The 18,689-nt window shown below is 67.6% G+C and carries 18 protein-coding genes; 12 read left to right on the top strand and 6 right to left on the bottom strand.

The features are described from left to right. The first annotated feature begins 109 nt into the window (after nt 1–109). The 3 genes from GKZ92_RS21550 to GKZ92_RS21540 all read left to right on the top strand — a co-directional run bounded on the left by GKZ92_RS21550 (nt 110) and on the right by GKZ92_RS21540 (nt 2,179). Entirely contained in the window at nt 110–526 is a 417-nt protein-coding gene (locus tag GKZ92_RS21550) for a nitroreductase family deazaflavin-dependent oxidoreductase (RefSeq protein WP_035753701.1), read from the top strand. Between the two features lie 93 nt (nt 527–619). After that, nucleotides 620–1,045, top strand: a complete 426-nt coding sequence (locus GKZ92_RS21545; protein ID WP_006357999.1) for a DoxX family protein — start codon at nt 620–622, stop codon at nt 1,043–1,045. A 105-nt stretch (nt 1,046–1,150) separates the two neighbouring features. Continuing rightward, nucleotides 1,151–2,179: a YdcF family protein gene (locus GKZ92_RS21540; RefSeq protein WP_006357998.1), complete on the top strand. Its 1,029-nt coding sequence runs from the start codon at nt 1,151–1,153 to the stop codon at nt 2,177–2,179. A 17-nt stretch (nt 2,180–2,196) separates the two neighbouring features. Here GKZ92_RS21540 and GKZ92_RS21535 read toward each other — a convergent pair whose 3' ends face one another. From GKZ92_RS21535 to GKZ92_RS21520, 4 genes are all read right to left on the bottom strand, one after another. Then, the gene (locus GKZ92_RS21535) at nt 2,197–2,934 is read right to left on the bottom strand and encodes a metallophosphoesterase family protein (protein WP_006357997.1); all 738 of its coding nucleotides are present in this window, start codon (nt 2,932–2,934) and stop codon (nt 2,197–2,199) included. 166 nt (nt 2,935–3,100) lie between these two features. Further along, nucleotides 3,101–3,874 (bottom strand): dienelactone hydrolase family protein, encoded by a 774-nt coding sequence (locus GKZ92_RS21530; RefSeq protein ID WP_155225632.1) that lies wholly within the window; start codon nt 3,872–3,874, stop codon nt 3,101–3,103. 49 nt (nt 3,875–3,923) lie between these two features. After that, nucleotides 3,924–5,444 (bottom strand): MDR family MFS transporter, encoded by a 1,521-nt coding sequence (locus GKZ92_RS21525; protein WP_006357995.1) that lies wholly within the window; start codon nt 5,442–5,444, stop codon nt 3,924–3,926. Continuing rightward, a complete protein-coding gene (locus tag GKZ92_RS21520; protein ID WP_155225631.1) occupies nt 5,444–7,840 on the bottom strand; it encodes an ATP-dependent DNA ligase in 2,397 nt (798 codons plus the stop codon). Before GKZ92_RS21520 ends, GKZ92_RS21525 begins: the two co-directional genes overlap by 1 nt. 117 nt (nt 7,841–7,957) lie before the next feature. Here GKZ92_RS21520 and ku point away from each other — a divergent pair, with 117 nt between their 5' ends. Both ku and GKZ92_RS21510 read left to right on the top strand, forming a co-directional pair. Further along, nucleotides 7,958–8,935 (top strand): non-homologous end joining protein Ku, encoded by a 978-nt coding sequence (ku, locus tag GKZ92_RS21515; RefSeq protein ID WP_442903323.1) that lies wholly within the window; start codon nt 7,958–7,960, stop codon nt 8,933–8,935. A 60-nt stretch (nt 8,936–8,995) separates the two neighbouring features. After that, entirely contained in the window at nt 8,996–10,324 is a 1,329-nt protein-coding gene (locus GKZ92_RS21510) for an MFS transporter (RefSeq protein WP_006357992.1), read from the top strand. A 13-nt stretch (nt 10,325–10,337) separates the two neighbouring features. Here GKZ92_RS21510 and GKZ92_RS21505 read toward each other — a convergent pair whose 3' ends face one another. Then, nucleotides 10,338–11,246: a LysR family transcriptional regulator ArgP gene (locus GKZ92_RS21505; RefSeq protein WP_006357991.1), complete on the bottom strand. Its 909-nt coding sequence runs from the start codon at nt 11,244–11,246 to the stop codon at nt 10,338–10,340. Nucleotides 11,247–11,331: 85 nt separating this feature from the next. Here GKZ92_RS21505 and GKZ92_RS21500 point away from each other — a divergent pair, with 85 nt between their 5' ends. From GKZ92_RS21500 to GKZ92_RS21490, 3 genes are all read left to right on the top strand, one after another. Further along, a complete protein-coding gene (locus GKZ92_RS21500) occupies nt 11,332–11,952 on the top strand; it encodes a LysE/ArgO family amino acid transporter (protein WP_035753710.1) in 621 nt (206 codons plus the stop codon). Between the two features lie 68 nt (nt 11,953–12,020). Further along, nucleotides 12,021–12,902 (top strand): YhjD/YihY/BrkB family envelope integrity protein, encoded by an 882-nt coding sequence (locus GKZ92_RS21495; RefSeq protein WP_006357989.1) that lies wholly within the window; start codon nt 12,021–12,023, stop codon nt 12,900–12,902. A gap of 52 nt (nt 12,903–12,954) precedes the next feature. Continuing rightward, entirely contained in the window at nt 12,955–13,620 is a 666-nt protein-coding gene (locus tag GKZ92_RS21490; RefSeq protein WP_006357988.1) for a CDP-alcohol phosphatidyltransferase family protein, read from the top strand. 22 nt (nt 13,621–13,642) lie between these two features. Here the strand turns inward: GKZ92_RS21490 and GKZ92_RS21485 are convergent, their stop codons facing one another. Further along, nucleotides 13,643–14,665 carry an ABC transporter permease gene (locus GKZ92_RS21485; RefSeq protein WP_006357987.1) on the bottom strand — a complete coding sequence of 341 codons (1,023 nt, stop codon included), beginning with the start codon at nt 14,663–14,665 and terminating at the stop codon, nt 13,643–13,645. 93 nt (nt 14,666–14,758) lie between these two features. Between GKZ92_RS21485 and GKZ92_RS21480 the strand changes: the two genes are divergently transcribed. The 4 genes from GKZ92_RS21480 to crtI all read left to right on the top strand — a co-directional run bounded on the left by GKZ92_RS21480 (nt 14,759) and on the right by crtI (nt 18,645). Next, nucleotides 14,759–15,373 (top strand): TetR/AcrR family transcriptional regulator, encoded by a 615-nt coding sequence (locus GKZ92_RS21480; protein ID WP_006357986.1) that lies wholly within the window; start codon nt 14,759–14,761, stop codon nt 15,371–15,373. 152 nt (nt 15,374–15,525) lie between these two features. Then, the gene (idi, locus tag GKZ92_RS21475) at nt 15,526–16,110 is read left to right on the top strand and encodes an isopentenyl-diphosphate Delta-isomerase (RefSeq protein WP_006357985.1); all 585 of its coding nucleotides are present in this window, start codon (nt 15,526–15,528) and stop codon (nt 16,108–16,110) included. A gap of 37 nt (nt 16,111–16,147) precedes the next feature. Then, nucleotides 16,148–17,059 (top strand): phytoene/squalene synthase family protein, encoded by a 912-nt coding sequence (locus GKZ92_RS21470; protein ID WP_006357984.1) that lies wholly within the window; start codon nt 16,148–16,150, stop codon nt 17,057–17,059. After that, the gene (crtI, locus tag GKZ92_RS21465; protein WP_006357983.1) at nt 17,056–18,645 is read left to right on the top strand and encodes a phytoene desaturase family protein; all 1,590 of its coding nucleotides are present in this window, start codon (nt 17,056–17,058) and stop codon (nt 18,643–18,645) included. Before GKZ92_RS21470 ends, crtI begins: the two co-directional genes overlap by 4 nt. Nucleotides 18,646–18,689 lie beyond the last annotated feature (44 nt).

Below are 18,689 nucleotides of genomic sequence, written 5' to 3'. Positions count from 1 at the left end.
TGCCGAGCGGGTCAGCAGCGCGTACATCGAGCAGGAATCGAGAAGCTCCTCCGGGTCGTGCCGGATAGCGTCGAGGACGACCGTATGGGGAGCGAATCTAAGGAGGATCATGTCGATCTGGCAGTGGTATCAGCGGAAGGTGAACGAGCGCACCGTCAAACGGATTCGCAACAAGAGCGGGACGATGTGGGGCATGGACATGGTCATCCTGCGCACCAAGGGCCGCAAGTCGGGTCGGCAGCGAGAGACGCCGCTCAGCTGGTTCGCGCATGACAACGGCTGGCTGGTCGTGGCTTCCGGTGGCGGAAAAGGCAATCCGGACTGGTACGCGAACCTCGCGGCCCACCCCGACTCCGTAACCGTGGAACGGCATGGCGGACAACCGGTCCCGGTCACGCCGGTGGTGTTGACCGGTCCGGAACGAGAGGCCGCGTGGGATGCCGTCGTCAGTGCGCAACCCAGGTACGCGAAGTATCAGAAGAAGGCGACCCGCGAGTACCCGCTGGTGAAGCTGGTGTCCGCCTGACCCGGGCGAGTTACGACGGTCGATGAGTTTTTCCGACGAGCTGTGTCTATCCCTGCACGACCACCACACCGCTCGACCACCAGGGAGAACATCATGGCCACCGACATCACCACACGGAACTCGTCCGAGACCACCGCCAGCCGCAACTGGCACCGCATCGTGGGAATCGTCATCAGCGTCATCGTCGGCGCATTCCTCGCCTTCGACGTCGTCGGGAAGCTGGCTCGCCCGCAGGCGGTGATCGACGGCACCGAGAAGCTCGGCTTCGACCCCGATCAGGCCATCGTCATGGGTGTGGTGTTGCTCGTCTGCCTTGTCGTGTACGCGATTCCGCGTACCGCGGTGCTCGGCGCGCTCGGCATCACCGCCTACCTGGGCGGCGCGGTCACCGCGAACTTGAGGATCGAGGAGCCGCTGTTCAGCACGGTTCTGTTCGCGGTCTACCTCGGCGTCCTGATGTGGATCGGCCTGGTCCTGCGTCGTCCGGAACTGTTGAAGGTTGCCGGCTTGCGCCGCTGACCAGCACGAGAAGGCGTCGCGACGGCCTCGTGCCCGTTACCGATCTGGAATCGGACGGGTGCGGGGCCGTTGCGGTGGTCTCGTACTGTTACGCGAGTGACTGGTGTGACCAGAGTTAAGCGTATCCGGCTGGCGGCTGCCGCGACCATCGCGGTCGCCGCGCTCGGCGGTGTGGCCGTCGGATCTCTCCCCGCCGACGGGGCGGGCGTCGTGACAGTGGCGGACGCCGTCGACCCGGCCGGACTGTACAACGAGGCCCAGTCGAAGTTCGCGAACGGAGACGTCGCCGGCGGCCTGGCGGCGTTGCAGAAGGCGTTGACCCTGGCTCCCGCGGATACCGATGCGCTTGCATTACAGGCGATCTGGGCCGATCAGATGGAGCAGGCGTCGGTCAGCAATGCCGCGCTCAGCCGTCTGCGGGTGCTGAACCCGCTCCTCGCCACCACGGCCCGCAACGTGATCTCGGGAGTCGCCACCGCTGCGCAGATCGTGCCCGACACCACGCCCAAACCCGTGTCGGGTCGGGTCGCGATCGTCGTCCTCGGCTTCGGGTTGAACGCGAACGGAAAGATGGCCCCGGAGTTGGTGAATCGGGTGTCGGCGGGTAAAGCACAATCCGAGATCACCACCGCCGCACCGATCGTCGTCACCGGCGGGGCCCCCAAGAACGGCATCACCGAGGCCGCCGCGATGAAGACCTGGCTGGTCGAGAACGGCGTCGACACCGGCCGCATCCTGACCGAGGACAAGTCGGGTTCGACCGTGGCCAATGCGCAGAACACCTCGGAGATCCTGCGTGCGAAGGGTATTCGCGACATCATCCTGGTCACCTCGCCCAACCACATCCGTCGCGGGGCGGCGGACTTCGGTGCGACCGGGCTGCGAGTGGTCGGAACCCTCACCACTGCCACCGATCTCAGCAAGTACCTGACGCCGCTGACCAAGGATCAGACGCGGGGAATCCGGCTCGAGGCCACGCGTGCCGCTCGAATCCCCGCCACCCATCAGCCCGGTGCGCTCCCGCAGAATCTGCCCGATCCCGGGCCGGGTCTGCTCACCGATCTCGGCGGCCAGGTCCTGAAGCAGCTGCTCGATGCCGGATCGTCGGCCATCGGTTCGGGTACCGAGGGTTAGACCGAACGGGAGTTCGGTCAGAACACCACCGAACGGTAGTGGGTGACGAGGCGTCCCTTGTCGTAGATGTGAAAGGCGATCCCGGGCGGCTGTCCGCGGTTGACGATCTCGGTGCCCTCGAACGGCAGGTTGAGCGTCGATGCGACGCCCGGCGCGACGCACAGCGGGCGGTCGGCGAATCGGGTCACCGCGGGGGTGTGGGCATGTCCGCACAGGAACGCGACGATGTTCGGGTGGCGTTCGACGAGCGGGATCAGTCGCTCCTCGCCGGTCTGCCGGATCGAATCCATGAACGGCATGTGCAGTTCGACCGGCGGGTGATGGAAGGCGACGAAGACGGGCGTCTGCGGGTCCTCGGCCTCGAGGCGGGCCGACATCCAGGCGAGCGTCTGGTCGTCGATGTATCCGTCGTTTCGTCCGGGTATGGAGCTGTCGCACATCAGGAACAACACGTCGCCGACGCGGCGGGAGTGGTTGATGGGTCCGGAGGTCTCGGCGCCGAGCAGGGTGGCGCTGAACGGTTCGCGGACATCGTGGTTGCCGGCGGTGATGAGCATCGGCAGTGGACTCTCGAGAACGCCGTAGGCCTCTCGGTATTCGCTCGGCGCCCCCTCGTCGGCGAGGTCACCGGTGACCAGCAGGACGTCGATGCCGGCCGCGCGCGCGTTGATGTAACTCAGCGTCGACTGGATGCGGCTGCGATTGAACTGCGTCCCGTTGAAATGAAGGTCGCTGATGTGGGCGACAACGAACACGAAGAGCTCCTGTCACGGTCACTGACTCCCATGAGGCTAGTCCCAGGAACCGCGTGTACGCGCACCACGGGGGCGCCGCGAGTCGAAACACACTTCGCTCGCAATGGTGTGGCTCAGTCGTCCTACCGATCGGTAGGTTCTCTGGCGCACTGGCCCCGGCCGGCGCTCAGGCGGTCAGGGTTCGCCGGAACAGCGCCTCGAGCTCGGCGAAGTGGTGCTCGGCGGCCTCGTGGTGGTACGCGGGGATGTCGGACATCGTGTAGCCGTGCGCGGCACCCGGGTAGACGCTTGCCGAATGTGTGACGCCGCTCGAGATGAGCGCATGCGCGAATTGCGCGACCGCGGTGCGGGGAAGCGAGCGGTCCTTGTCGGCGTGGATGGCCAGCACGAACGCGTCGATGTCGACGAGGTGCAGGTGAGGGCTGTCGGGCGCGTCGGTCACCAGGTTGCCGGTGTGGAAGATCCCGACGGCGGCCACCTCGGCGGGACGCGCCGCCGCCAGGTTCAGGGCCAGTCGCCCGCCCATGCAGTACCCGGTGACGCCGATCGGGCCGGCGGAGACACCGGGCACCGAGCGGAGGGCGCCGAGGTAGGCGATGAGGTCGGCGCGGGCGACGTCGAAGGTGAGGGTCGATGCCCGGGGCATCACCGCCCGGAAGAACGCGCCGAGGGTCTCGGGCAACAGCAGGTCGTCGACCGGGGCCCACTCGTCGGCGGTCCCGTAGCGATAGAAGAGGTGAGGCACCGCGACCACGTAACCCCACGACGCGATGCGGTCGGCCATCGCGCGAATTCGCGGGCGGAGTCCGATCACATCGGTGATGAACAGGACGCCGGGCAGCGGCCTGCCGTCGGACACGGCCGGACGGGCCACGTACATCTCGGTGTCGCCGAAGGCCGCGGGGACCGTGATCGTCTCTCCGTGTACGTCGGGTGTCATTCGTGACTCCTCCTGGTGGGCTGCTGGTTCGGGGCGTTCGTCGAAACCGTCAGATCCCGGCTGGTGGCGCCGGGGTCGCGTCCGCGTCCCGGGACCGGTGACGCGGCAGGAACATCGCGGGAACGAAGATCACCGCGGTGAGCGCGAAGGCGACCCAGAATGCGTAGCCGAAAGCGTCCGCCAGAAGTGGACCGATGACGGGCATGGCTTCCGGTGGGACGGAACCGATCTGATCGGTGCCGCCACCCGAGGACGGGATCCGGTGGGCGTTCAGCTCGTGGGTCAGTCGCTGAGTCAGCGCCGTGACGAGCAACGCGCTACCCAACGACGCGCCGACCTGCTGGATCGCCGAGAGCGTGGGGGCGGCGCGGGTCACGACCTCCCTGCTCAGGTCGCTGTAAGCGGCCGAGATCGTCGGCATCATCACCGAACCCAGGCCCATGCCGCGGACGAACAGGGCGACACTCAGCGACAGGTAGGAACTGTCGGCGCCCACGTGGGTGAACGGGTACGTGCCGCTCATCGCCAGCACGACGCCGACCGGGACCACGTACCCGGCGCCGATGCGGTCGGTGATCCGTCCGCCGATCACCATCGCCACGATCGCGCCGAGGCCCTGCGGGGCGAGCAACAGGCCCGCGTTCAGGGCTCCCTCGCCCCGAACCGTCTGGTAGTAGAGCGGAAGGAGCAGCATGCCGCCGAAGAGTCCGATCGCGACCAGGAACACCGAGACGGTGCCTGCGGCGAACACCCTGTTGGTGAGGAGCCGGACGTCGACGATCGAGTCGGTTCCCTTGCGCAGGCTGTGCCACGTGTAGAGGCCCAGCCCCACCGCACCGCCGACGAGCCAGCCGAGTACATCGGGTTCGCCGAAGCCGCCCTGGGAGCTCGCCCGCGACAGACCGTAGAGCAGGGAGACCAGGCTGCCGGAGAGTACGGCGAGACCGAGCAGGTCGAGGCGGTCACGGTCGGGCGCCGTGTCGCCGAACGGCAGTTTCCACACTGCGAGTGCGACCGCGACCAGGCCGACCGGCACGTTGACCAGGAAGATCCAGTGCCAGCTCGTGTACTCGACGAGCAGACCGCCGATCACCGGTCCCAGGACGGGGCCGAGGAGCATAGGGACGCCGAGGATGGCCATCGCCCGTCCGAGGCGGTCGGGGCCGGCGGCGCGGGTGATGATGGCCTGCCCAGCAGGCAGGAGCATGCCGCCGCCGAGACCCTGCAGAATGCGGAACACGATGAGGGTCTCGATCGACCACGCCGCCGCGCAGAGCGCCGACCCCGCGACGAACAGCGTCACCGCGGTGATCCAGGTCGGTTTGGGTCCGAACCGGTCCATCGCCCAACCGGTGAGCGGAATGACCAGGGCGACCGCGAGGAGATATCCGGTGACCACCCACTGCGTCGTCGACAGCGAGGCGTCGAGTTCGGTGCTCAGCGACTCCAGGGCGACATTGACGATGGTGGTGTCGAGAACCACCATGATCATGCCCGACACGATCACGAGACCGGTCACGATCACCGATCGGTCGAGTTTGTTCGACTGTGGGTGCGCGGGATTCGACATCAGAGATCTCCGGGGAGTTTGTCCCGGCGGATGCCGCGCCAGCTCGGGTGGCGTAGGTGGCCCGCGGTGGTCCAGTCCATGAAGCGCACCTCGCCGACGATCTTGGGCAGCACCCAGACCGCGCTCGACGCGATGGGCCGGTCGAGTTTGTCGAGGAACGGTGACCGCGAGATCTCCAGCGGCTCGAGTTCTTCGGCTAGCGCCCGTAACTGCGCGTCGGTGAACCCGGTGCCGACGCGTCCCACGTAGCGCAGTCCGGTCTCCTCGGGCAGTCCGAGCAACAACGACCCGATGGTGTGTGACCGGTTGCCGCGCCCGGGCCGGTAACCGCCGACCACCACCTCGATGTCGCTCCAGTTCTTGTGCTTGAGCCACTTGGTGGAGCGTCGGCCCTGCTGATACACCGAGTCGCGTCGTTTGGCGACAACACCTTCGAGGTTGTGTTCGCGGCTGTACTCGATCGCCGCGCTCGCGGGCGCCGGAAGCAGCGGCGGCACATCGACATACGGCGACCGGCGGAACGCGGTCGCGAGTTCCTCGAGGAGTTCGCGTCGTACGGACCACGGTTTCCGCAGCAACGACGTCCCGTTGAGATAGAGGATGTCGAACAGGTGCAGTTTGAGCGTGTACTGCTCCTCGGTGTGCTTCCGCGACGTGAACAGCGTGAAGTTCGTCCGGCCGGTCGAGTCGATGGCCACCGCCTCGCCGTCGAGGACGACGTCCATCAGTCCGAGATCGTCGGCGATGCCCGCGAATTCGGGGAAGTCCTTCGTCATGTCGATTCCCGACCGGGACGTGAGCCGGAACTCGCCGCCGATCGACCGCACCAGGAGCCGATAACCATCCCACTTTCCCTCGAACGCCCAGTCCCGTTCGTTGAGCTTGTCGATCGGATCATCGGTCGCGAGCATCGGTCGCGGATCGGTGAGGCTGTCGGGGACGATGGGGCGCGGCTCGTCGGTCATCAGGTGGGCGAGCCAGTTCTTGTCCCCGGTGCGGATCAGTGCGTACCGGCCCTGCACCTTCTCGCCGTGCAGGCGGACGATGACCTCTTTCTCCCGCCACTTCTCCAGCTCGAAAGTGCCCTTGTCCCAGATCGATACGTGACCACCGCCGTACTCACCGGCCGGGATGTCGCCCTCGAAGTCGGCGTAGTCCATCGGATGGTCCTCGGTCTGGACCGCGAGCCGGTTCTGGTCCGGATCGGTCGGCAGGTTCTTCGGGACGGCCCATGAGACCAGCACCCCGTCGTGTTCGAGACGGAAGTCGTAGTGGAGGCGCCGCGCGTGGTGTTCTTGGATGACGAAGATCGGTTCGCGCGGGCCGGTTTCGGATTCGGTGTCGGCATCCTCGTCGGATTCGCGCAGGCGCTGCCGGTGGTTCTCGTCGCCGAAGGGTTCAGGTGTCTTGGACTCGTCCCGTTTACGACGGTACTCCCGCAGATTGATGATCTGACCCGCCTGCGAGTCCTCGGCGTCGGGCTCCTCGGCGCCATGTTTGTCGGCGTCGGTGGCCGGATCGTCGTCGTACGGCGCGTCGAGACCCCCGAGGAGATCGCCGACGTCGGCGACGCGGTCGAGGACCTCTGTGTAGAGCAGCTGGGCGATCTTCGGGTCCTCGATCTCGTCCCAGGTGCGGGGCGCGGCGACCCACGGTTGCTCGCGCCCGCGCAACGAGTACGGAGACAGCGTGGTCTTGGAGGCGTTGTTCTGGCTCCAATCGATGAAGACCTTGTCGTCGCGGATCTTCTTGGACATGTTGGCGGTGATGAAATCGCTGTTCTGCCGGGCGAACTCGTTGGCCACCTCGCGAGCCACCTTTCGTGCGGCCTCGGAGCTCACCGGCTTGGGCAGTCGGGCGTAGATGTGGATTCCCTTGCCGCCGCTGGTCACCGGATAGGTGGTGGTGCCGCCCAGCCAGTTCCGGATCTCCACCGCCACGGCCGCGGTCTCGTGCAGGGGGACCCGCGGACCGGGGTCGAGATCGAAGACGATGCGGTTGGCCATGCGCTCGCCGTCGGGGCCGATCGGTAGTTGCCACTGCGGGACGTGGATCTCCAGCGCCGCCATCTGCGCCAGCCACACGAGCGTGGCGCGATCCTCGGCCAGTGCGTACTCGATGACCCGCTCGCTGTGCTGGATTCCGTACCGGCGAACCCAGTCGGGTGCACTGTCGGGCATGTCCTTCTCGAAGAACGGCGTCGACTCGACACCATTGGGCCAGCGTTTGCGGGTGACGATCCGGTTCCGCAGATGCGGCAGCATGACGTCGGCGATGCGCGAGTAGTAGTCGATGACGTCGTACTTCCGGGTCCCGGTCGCCGGATAGAGCACCTTGGAGAGATTGGTGATCGAGATCCGGCGGCCGTCGACCTCCAGGTTCTCTCCGCCTGCCATCACTCCATTGTCCACACCCGACGCCCCGAGACCGGTTGATCGACGCGTGGATGTCGGCCCCGCCGTGTTGCGCCCGGTTGGCGACGTGTCGTGCGAATGCCTGGCACAATGTTCGACATGCGCTCGATCTGGAAGGGCGATCTCAGCTTTGGTCTGGTGAACGTACCGGTCAAGGTCTATTCCGCGACGGAGAGTCACGACCGCAAGTCGTATCAGGTCGACTCCTCCGACGGGACCCGCATCCGCTACCGCCGGGTGCGCGAGGGAACCGACACCGAGGTCGACTACTCCGACATCGCCAACGCCTACGAGTCGGAATCGGGCGAGACGGTGATCCTGACGAAGGACGACCTGGCCACGCTGCCCGTGCAGAAGAGCCCGGAGATCTCGATCCTGGAGTTCGTGCCGGCCGAACAGGTCGACCCGATCTACTTCGACAAGCCGTATTACCTGGAGCCGTCGTCGAAGTCGCCCAAGGCCTACGTGTTGCTGGCCAAGGCCCTCGAGGAGACCGATCGCCTCGCCATCGCGACGTTCACCCTGCGCAACCGCACGCGGGTGGCGGCGTTGCGGGTCGTCGACGGGGTGATGACGCTGCAGACCCTGTTGTGGCCGGACGAGGTTCGCAAACCCGACTTCGGCTTCCTCGACGAGGACACCGAGATCCGCGATCAGGAACTGAAGATGGCGGCCTCGCTGATCGAGTCGATGGCCTCCGACTACGACCCGTCCGAATTCGAGGACCGGTACCAGGAGGAACTGTCCAAGCTGATCGAGGCGAAGGCCGAGGGCAGCGAGGCGTTCCCGGAGTCGGACGAGGAGAAGCCCGAGGAGGAGGACTCCGAGGTCGCCGATCTGCTTGCCGCCCTGCGTGCCTCGGTGAAGGATCGTGGCTCCTCCTCTGACGAGGACGAGGGCGAGGCGGAGAAGAAGGACACGGCCGCGAAGGCTCCGGCGAAGAAGGCCGCCAAGAAGGCGCCCGCGAAGAAGGCGCCGGCCAAGAAGGCGGCGTCGAAGAGCAGCTCTGGATCGTCGGGCAGCAAGAGCACGGCGAAGAAGGCGCCCGCCAAGAAGGCCTCCCGTAAGGCCAGCTGACTCTGCTCTCCGCGGGAAATTCGCTGGCCTGAGACCGGCGGCGTCCGGCAAGCTCGGAGGGTGAGCACCAACGTCGACATTCGTCTGCCCCGCGCCCTGAAGCCCCTGGCGCGACGGCAGTACCGGCTGCTGGCGTCGGGTCTGATCCTGGCGATGTTCGGTGACGGGATCTGGACCATCGCGGTGATCTGGCAGGTCATCGCCCTCAGCGGCGGACCGGGACAGGTGTCCCTGGCGGCCGGGACGGCCGCGGTCGGGATGCTCGTGTCGACCCTCGTCGGCGGTGTCCTCGCCGACCGGATCTCGCAGCGCCACATCATGATCGGTCTCGAGGTCACCAAGATGGCGGCCTTCGGTGCCGTGGGTGCGGCCTCGGTGTTCGGAGTCCTCGACCTCTGGATGGTGGTGATGGCGTCGCTGCTCGCCGGTGTCACGATGGGCATGTACTACCCGGCGTACTCGGCGTTGCTGCCCGGGGTGGTCTCCGCGTCGGAGCTGCAGGCGGCGAACGGCATCGAGGGCTTCTTCCGTCCGGTGGTGTTCCAGGCCGTCGGTCCGATGGTCGCCGGTGCGGTCATCGGCGCCACCGCGCCGGGTCAGGCGGTCGTGTTGGCCGCCATCGCGTCCATCGCCTCGGGTGGCTGTTACCTGGTGATGACCCCGGTGACCTCACGACGGCTCGGCGAACCGGAGACCTCTGAGGCGGAGGTCGCACGCACGAGCGCACGCGGCAGTGTCGTCGTCGACCTCGTCGAGGGCTTCGTCTACATGATCCGCACGCCGTGGCTGTGGGGAACCCTGTTCTTCGCCTGCGTCCTGGTTCTGGCGACGATGGGCCCGATCGAGGTGCTCGTGCCCTTCGCCCTGCGCGAGCGCATCGACGGTGGCGCCTCCCAGCACGCGTGGGTGCTCGCCGGCTTCGGCATCGGCGCAGCCGCCACCTCGCTGGTGTTCGCGTCGCTGCCGATGCCGCGGCGGTATCTGACCGTCATGTTCGGCATCTGGTCGTTCTCGAGCGTGCCACTCGTCCTGATGGGTGTCGCCGACGCGACCTGGATGTTCGTCGCGGCCGGTGTCGGCATGGGCGTGATGTTCGACGGCCCGATGGTGTTGTGGGGCACGCTGCTCCAGCGTCGTGTCCCGCCGGCACTGCTCGGCCGGATCGCGAGCCTCGACTTCTTCGTGTCGGTCGCACTGATGCCGGTGTCGATGGCGATCGCCGCTCCGGTGTCGTCGGCGATCGGACTGACCGCGACGTTCGTCTTGGCCGGCCTCCTGCCGGTCCCCATCGCGTGGGCCTTCTACTTCGCGGCCCGCATGTGGCGCGACGAGATCGAGAACCCACTGGTCGACGAGACGCCGCCGACGCTGGTGTCGGTGAACGACTGACCCTCCTGCCCGGTCACCGCAGCACCTCTGCGGCCCCGGTGACGACCAGATCAGTAAGATGTTGCAGCAGAGGGGAACTGAGCTTCCAGTGCTGCCAGTAGAGCGGGACGTCGAGGTGGTGGTCGGCGATCAGGCGCACGCGGCCGTCGTCGAGTGGCTCTCGGATCTGGACGACAGGAACTGCGCCCCAACCGATTCCGAGCGACACCGCGCGGTGGTACTCGGTGGAGGACGGGATGTAGGCCGCCGGCGGGTCGACGGCGCGTCCGGCCAGCGCCGCGACCATGTCCAGCTGGATGTGGTCGTTGCGGTCGAACTGGACCATCGGGGCCCTCGCCAGAGCCTCGGCGTCGAGGCCGTCGGAGAGCCAGGTGGCGATGAACTCCGGTGTCGCGACCGGCAGATACCGCATGCTGCCGAGGGACTGCAGGGCACAGCCACGGATGGCGATCGGGTCCGACGTCACCGCGGCGAGCGCGTCACCCGACTTCAGCAGGGCGCTGCTGCGGGTCTCGTCGTCGCGGAACACCTCGACGGCCACCGCATGCTCACGGTGGAACCGGGCGAGCACCGGGAGCAGCCAGGTCGCGAGCGAGTCCGCGTTGGTCGCGATCGGCAGATGCACACGGGGCCGGGAGGTCACCGGGGCGTCGTCGTCATCGGGTTCGCCGACGAACTCGGCGCGCGTCTCGGCGAGCAACAGCTCCCACTGCCTGGCCAGGCGGACCAGCACTTCGCCGTCCGGAGTCGCCGACGCCGGTTTGGTCCGGCGCAGCACCACCCGGCCGACCGCGGATTCCAGCGCCTTGATCCGCTGGCTGACCGCCGAGGGCGTGATGTGCAGCGACGACGCCGCGGCGTCGAACGTTCCTTCGCGCAGGACCGCGGCCAGCGTGCGCAGACCCTCCTGGCTGATGTCCATGCGATCAGACTAGATGAAGAACAGCTAATGATTCACAAGGAACATTCGCTGTACTGATCTCTGCGCACTCCATAGCGTTCACCGAGTGTCCAGTTACCTCCTCCCCGCGATCGCCGGTCTGCTCACCGGCGCGGGCCTGATCGTCGCGATCGGTCCGCAGAACGTCTTCGTCCTCCGGCAGGGTGTCGCGCGACGGCACACGGGGGCCATCGTGGCGGTGTGTGCGATCTCTGACGTCGTGCTCATCGTCGCGGGAGTGGCCGGGCTCGGCGCGATCGTCGCGGCGCATCCGCAGGTGATCACCGTCGCCAAGCTTCTCGGCGGTCTCTATGTCCTCGTGCTCGGATTACTCGCCGCCAAGCGTTGTCTGCGCAGCAACGAGGCCATCGCCGCCAACGCCGAGGAGGCGGAATCGGCCGGACGATGGGTCGCGGTGGGCACGGCGCTGGCGCTCACCTGGCTCAACCCGCACGTCTACCTCGACACCGTCCTGACCATGGGCGCGATCGCCAACGGTCACGGAAACGGCAAGTGGGCGTTCGCAATCGGGGCCTGCGTGGCCAGCATCCTGTGGTTCACCGCGCTCGGGGGAGGTGCTCGGCGCCTGTCGCATCTCTTCGCCAGCCCGCGGGCGTGGAAGATCCTCGACGCCGTCGTCGCGGTCATCATGATCGGGATGGCGGTCGCGCTCTTCGCCTCGATCTGACGGCGCGTCGTCGGTCACTTCCTCCGGGACATGCCTAGTCGAGATGTTTTTCGGGTACACCGGACAGCGTGATCCTCAGTTCTGCCGCCCCGCAGGCGCGTTCCGCGCCGGGCACGGTGCTGTCCGCCGTACGTCGGCTGGCGTCCGGCACCAAAGAGGTCCTCGCCCGCGGCGACCTCGCCGCCGCTGCGGCGACCCTGACCTATTACGCCGCCATCGCCGTCGTCCCGTGGGTGCTCCTCGCGATCTGGTCGACGACGTGGCTGCGCGGGGATGCGGCAGCCGAGTCGACCTGGCGTGAGCTGGCGGTCCTGATTCCGCCGGAGATGGGTGGCCGAGACGTCTTCGGCGAGGCGGTGTCGGTCGGCACCAGCCTGACCGGCTGGGGTGCGCTCGTCCTGCTCTTCCCCGCGTCGTTCTACGGGGAAGGACTTCGACGTGCCTGCCTGATGATGCATCCGGAGAAGGACCGCTTCACCGGATGGCGCTCCCGGCTCTCGATCCTGGTGTTGTTCGTCTTCGTGCCGCCGCTGACGGCGGTCGCGGTCGCGGTGGCATCGTCGATCACCACGCTCGCCCCCGACGGCGGGGGGACCGGCGACCTCGGGGATCTCGCGGCCCGTGTGGTGATCGAGTTCCTCGTCGTCTGGCTCACTCTCACGATCCCGCTGACCTGGGTCTACTGGAAGGTCACGCCCGGTGGTCCGTCTCTGTTCGTCTCGGCGGTGACCGCGTTGGGCGCCGCGTCGTTCATCGCGGGCTTCTCGCAAGGGTTCCTGCTGTTCCTGTCGCTGCCGATCGACGTCGGGATCCCCTACGGAGGCCTCCGGGTCATCGGCGGGGTGGTGGCGGCCGGACTGTGGCTCTACGTGCTGCACATCCTGGTGATCGTCGGCTGGGCCGTCGGACAGTCGCTGGGCCGGACCGCCGGAGGCGGCCGTGTCGACTGAACCGGATCATCGGGCCGGTCGCCGACAGGCCCGCCGGACACAACGGCATGCCGTGCTCGACGCATGGTCGGAGTTGCACGGGGGAATCGATCCCCGCGGGTCGTTCTGGGTCGAGCGGTGGGTGCTCCTCAGCAACGCGTGTGCGCGACCCCTCGTGCGACTGGGCATCACACCGAACGTGATCACCGTCTGCGGCGCCGCGGTCACCGCGATCGCCTTCGCGGTGACGTTCGCCGGGCGCGGCTGGTTCGCGGTCGCGGCCGTCGTGATCCTTCTCGCCGCGGTCCTCGACGGGGTGGACGGCGCCATCGCCGCCCAGACCGGCGCGGCCACGCAATGGGGCCGGGTCCTCGACACGATGGCCGATCGATGGTCCGACATCTTCCTGGCGGGCATCGTCGTGATGGCCGGTGCGCCGCCGTGGTCGGGGGTCGTGATCGCCGTGCTCACCCTGTTCCTCGAAGGCACGCGGGCAACGGCCCAGGCCGCCGGGATGAAGGGCCCCGGAACCGTCACGGTCTGGGAGCGGCCGTCGCGTGTGATCCTCGCCTTCATCGCGATGGTCGTGGCCACGGTCGTGTGGCAGGTCGGGCTCGCCGACGGCGTTGCCCGGACGCTGGCGGCGATCATCGCCGGGATCGGTGCGACCCTGGCGACGATCGGCCTTCTCCAGTTGTTCGTCGCGGTGTTCCGGCAGACCCGCGGGCTGCGCGCCTGATGCAGGCCCGGCGCCGTTCGATTCAGCCCCGGCGCGGCCGGAGGCCGGAGACGGCGAGCAGGATCGCGCCGACGGCGATCCAGCCCAACAGAATCCACAGCGGGCCGGCGAACGAAGCGTCGGGGAAGTAGGCGACCGACCGGGTCAGGGTGCCGCCGGCGCCGGTCGGCAGCCACTGCCCGAGGGCTCCCCATGGAGCCGGGAGCAGGTACGGCGACGATGCGAGCCCGGACAGCGGGTTGGAGATCAGCATCATCAGGATCGCGGCGATGCCGACGCCGGGTGCGCCGATGAGTGAGCCGGCTCCCGCGGTGAACCAGGAGATCGCGCCGATCATGAGGGTGAGAGCCAACGCCACCGGCACCACGCGCCCGTCGATGACCCCGAGCCACGACCAGACCGCCGCAAATCCCAGGCCGGCCACCAGCGGGCCGACCAGCACGACGGTGGCCTGCATCCACACCCGGCCGGCGAGGGCGATCGCGGCCGCTGCGCCCAGGGCGATACCTGCGATGAGCAGCGGCAGCAAGCCCGCCGCGAATCCGGTTCCGCGTGCATCGGTGGCCGGCGGGGCGACCACGGACTCGGTGGTGACCGGAAGTGACTGCGCGGTGGCGATACTCGCGCCGACGCCGGTGACGATCTGGGCGAGCGCCGGGGACCCGGCTTCGGCGGTCAGGGCGGTGACGCCCTGCGGGCCGACGGTGATGGCGCCGACGATGTCCCGGGACTCGATGGCCTCCCGCGCAGCGGCGGGATCGGCGAACTGCTCGACGGCGAAGGCATCCTCACCGGCGCGATCGGCCAGGACGGATTCGATGGCCTGCGCTGCGGGTGCCGGTGCGACCAGGCCGAGCGGGACGTCGTGCGGCTCGGGGTCCACCGCAAGGGACACGAACATGGCCGCGATCGTGCTGACCACGATCGGTATGGCGAAGACCAGGGCGACGACGATGCGCCACGACGGTCCGTGTGAACGGGATGGTTCGGGCGGCCGATCCTCGGTGGCGAGGTTTCGATCGGACGGTTCGGTGTACGTGGTCATCACTGCCTCCAAAAAGAACGAACTCTCGTTTTTAGAAGTATGCGCCGAGCGTTGATGGCAATCAAGAACGAATATTCGTTTTACACTTGTCGAATGCCGAAGATCAGTGCGGAACGCAAACTCGAGCGGAGTCAGCAGATCCTCGATGCCGCACGCCGCTGCTTCGCCGAGAAGGGGTTCCACCGGGCGTCGATGTCCGACGTCATCCGGGAATCCGGCCTGAGCGCCGGGGCGGTGTACTCGTACTACTCGTCGAAGGAGCAGCTGATCGCCGCGGTCGCGCGGTCGGTCTTCCTGGCCTACGAGTCCGGCCTCGGCGACCTCGTCGGCGGCGACGGCGCCCCCGCGTCACCCGAGGACGCCATCCGGATGCTCGCGGCGCGTGTGATGGCCGAGATCGCACCGCTGACCGACGACTTCCGGATGGTGATGACCATCTGGGGTGAGGCGGCGAACAACCCCGAACTGCGCGAGATCGTTCGCGAGATCATCCTCGGGCTTCGGAAGGTCTTCGAGCACGTCCTGGTCCGCTGGCGCGACTCCGGCCACGAACTGCCTGGTGAACCGGCAGAACTGGCCCTTCCGATGGTGTCGGTGATGCAAGGCGTCGTCGTGCAGCAGTCGCTCGTCGGCGACGTCGACCTGGACGCCTACGTGGACACCTGGTGTGCGTTGATGCGTGCCGCCGGCCTCGGCGATCAGGGCTGATCCGCCCGCACTGCCTACCATCGAATCCAGGGAATCGGCGCGCGATCTCCGTGTCGTCGTCCGGGACCGACCGGCCCATCCGATTCGGCCCCCGGTGACGAACAATGGGAGAACCTGGCTCGACCCACGATCTCGACTCTGATGAGGAACTGATGACCAACGACTCGGTGGTTCTCGCCGACGCCGACGGCCGCCCGTGCGGCACCGCCGACCGCGAGGGCGTGCACGGTCTCGACACACCGCTGCACTTCGCGTTCTCATGCCACCTGGTCGATGCCGACAACCGGATCCTCATGACCCGTCGCGCACTGTCCAAGCGCAGCTGGCCCGGCGTGTGGACCAACTCGTTCTGCGGTCATCCGCGTCCGGGCGAGGCCGTCGTCGACGCCGTGCACCGGTACGCGCAGCGAGAGCTGGGCATCGACGTCGACGACGTGCGATGCATCCTGCCCGACTTCCGGTACCGGGCCGTCGACGCGAGCGGCATCGTCGAGAACGAGATCTGCCCCGTGTATGTCGCGCGGCCCGTGGGTTCGCTGAAGCCGAGCCCGGACGAGGTCGCCGAGTACGCCTGGGCGGAGGTCCCGGATGTATGGGATCTCGCGTTGCGCACCCCCTGGGCCGTCAGCCCCTGGTTCGCCGACCAGGTGCGCCAGCTGCCCGGCCCCGATCCGTACGGAATCGTCGACGCCGCGGATGCGACCCATCCGATCATTGCCCGGGCATCGAATTCATGACATACCAACCCCAACGTCACACCGCAGGAGCCATCGGATGATGCATCTACCCGGTCATACCGAACTGGTCCCGCCGCATCGGCGGTACGACGCCGTCGCCGAGGCGAGCGCGGCGCTGGTGATCAGGTCGTACTCGAGTTCCTTCGGACTCGCCTCGCGCCTGCTCGCCCCGGCCATCCGCCGCGACGTCCGCAACATCTACGCGCTCGTCCGCGTGGCCGACGAGATCGTCGACGCGCCGCGTCCCGAGCAAGGCCTCGTCGACCGCAGCAACGAACTCGATCAGCTCGAGGATCAGACCTCGGCCGCGATGATCACCGGGTCGAGCAGCAACCTGGTGGTGCACGCCTTCGCACGGACCGCCCGCCGGGTCGGCATCGACCTGGACCTGGTGGCGCCGTTCTTCGCCTCGATGCGTTCAGACCTGACCGAGGTCGAGCACGACTTCGAGAGCCTGGCGTCCTACATCTACGGCTCTGCCGAGGTCGTCGGCCTGATGTGCCTGCGCGCGTTCCTCGCCGAAGAGGCGAAAGCCGAAGCGCGTTACGACCACCTCGCGCCCGGCGCGCGTCGTCTCGGCGCCGCCTTCCAGAAGATCAACTTCCTCCGCGACTTCGGCGAGGACAGTGACGGATTGGGCCGCCGGTACCTGGTCGGCCTGGACCCGGACAGCCCGGACGACGCCGCCTGGTCGCTGTGGCTCGATGACATCGATCTCGACCTCACCGCCGCGGCAGCCGCCATCCCGCACCTGCCGGCGAGCAGCCGCGTCGCGGTCTGCACCGCACACGATCTCTTCGCGGAACTCACTGCACGCCTGCGTGAATCGTCGGCCGCCGAAGCCAGACTGAACCGTGTCCGCGTTCCCAACGCCGGCAAGGCCAGGATCGCGGCGGCCGCCGTCGCCCGACGCGGGATGCCGCGCACAGCAAGGGGAGTGGACGCATGACCGCACGCAAACGCATCGCCGTCATCGGCGGCGGTGTCGCAGGACTGTCCACCGCCGCGCTACTCGCCCACGACGGCCACGACGTCGAGGTGATCGAGAAGAACGACGACCTCGGCGGACGTGCCGGGCTGTGGAGCAAGGACGGGTTCCGGTTCGACACCGGGCCGTCGTGGTGGCTCATGCCCGAGGTGTTCGACCACTACTTCGAAATGCTGGGCACGTCGACGAAGGAACAGCTCGATCTGGTCCGACTCGATCCCGGTTACCGAGTGTTCTTCGGGGAGAACGGTTCCGATGAACCGCCACTCGACATTTTCGGCGATTATGAGCGCAACCGAGAGGTGTTCGAGAACATCGAACCGGGTGCCGGAGCGGCTCTCGACTCCTACCTCCAGACGGCTCGCCAGGCATATGACCTTGCCGTCGAACGGTTCCTGTACACGAGCTTCGACTCCACCCGCGCGTTCCTGAGCCTGCCGGTGCTGAAGAACGCGCCGACGCTCGCGAAGCTGCTGACCCGCTCGCTCCAGTCCTTCATCTCGTCGAAGTTCAGCGACCGACGCCTGCAGCAGGTGCTCGGCTATCCGGCGGTGTTCCTCGGTTCGTCGCCGGAGCGGACCCCGTCGATGTATCACCTGATGAGCTGGATGGACCTCGCCGACGGCGTCCGATACCCCCAGGGGGGCTTCACGACCCTCGTCGACGCACTCGAGCGCGTCGCGCGCGAACGCGGCGTCGTGATCCACACCGGTACGGCCGCGACTTCCGTGCTGACGCGCAAACGGCCGGGTCGTCGACTCCGCCGTCGCGCCGAGGTGGTCGGTGTTCGCGTCCAAACCGCCGACGGGGGAACGCGGGATCTGCCCGCCGACATCGTCGTCGGCGCGGCCGATATGCACCACCTCGAGACCAAGCTCCTTCCCGGCGATCTGCAGACCTTCCCGGAGCGCTACTGGAAACGCGCCACCTCGGGACCGGGTGCGGTCCTCGCCTACCTCGGCGTGAGCGGTGAGCTGCCCGAACTGGCCCATCACTCGCTGTACTTCACCGAGGACTGGAAGACCAACTTCGACGCGATCTTCGAATCACCCACGCGCGTACCCGATCCGGCATCGCTCTACGTGTGCAAGCCGTCGGCGACCGACGACTCGGTGGCCCCGGACGGTCACGAGAACGTGTTCGTCCTCGTCCCGGTCCCGCCCGATCCAGGCCTCGGACACGGCGGAATGAACGGTGCCGGCGACCCCGACATCGAGAAGGTCGCCGACCGAGCCATCGCGATGATCGGCCAGTGGTCCGGAGTCCCCGACCTCGCCGACCGCATCGTCGTACGACGCACGGTCGGTCCCGCGGACTTCGTCGACAACGTGAACTCGTGGTGCGGCGGTGCCCTCGGACCGGCACACACGCTGCGCCAGAGCGCATTCCTGCGCTCGACGAATCGCTCACGCAAAGTCGAGGGGCTGTACTACGCGGGATCGAGCACCCGACCCGGTATCGGCCTGCCGATGTGCTTGATCAGCGCGGAACTGATCCGCAAGCGGCTCAACGGAGATCGCTCGGTCGGTCCGACGCCGACGCACTGACCCCTGCTGCTGCCTGAGCTGAGGTGCGAGGAGCGCAAGCGGCC

Source organism: Gordonia sp. 135 (assembly GCF_009720185.1).
Classification (GTDB): domain Bacteria; phylum Actinomycetota; class Actinomycetes; order Mycobacteriales; family Mycobacteriaceae; genus Gordonia; species Gordonia alkanivorans.
This window is presented reverse-complemented; position numbering and strand designations above follow the sequence as displayed.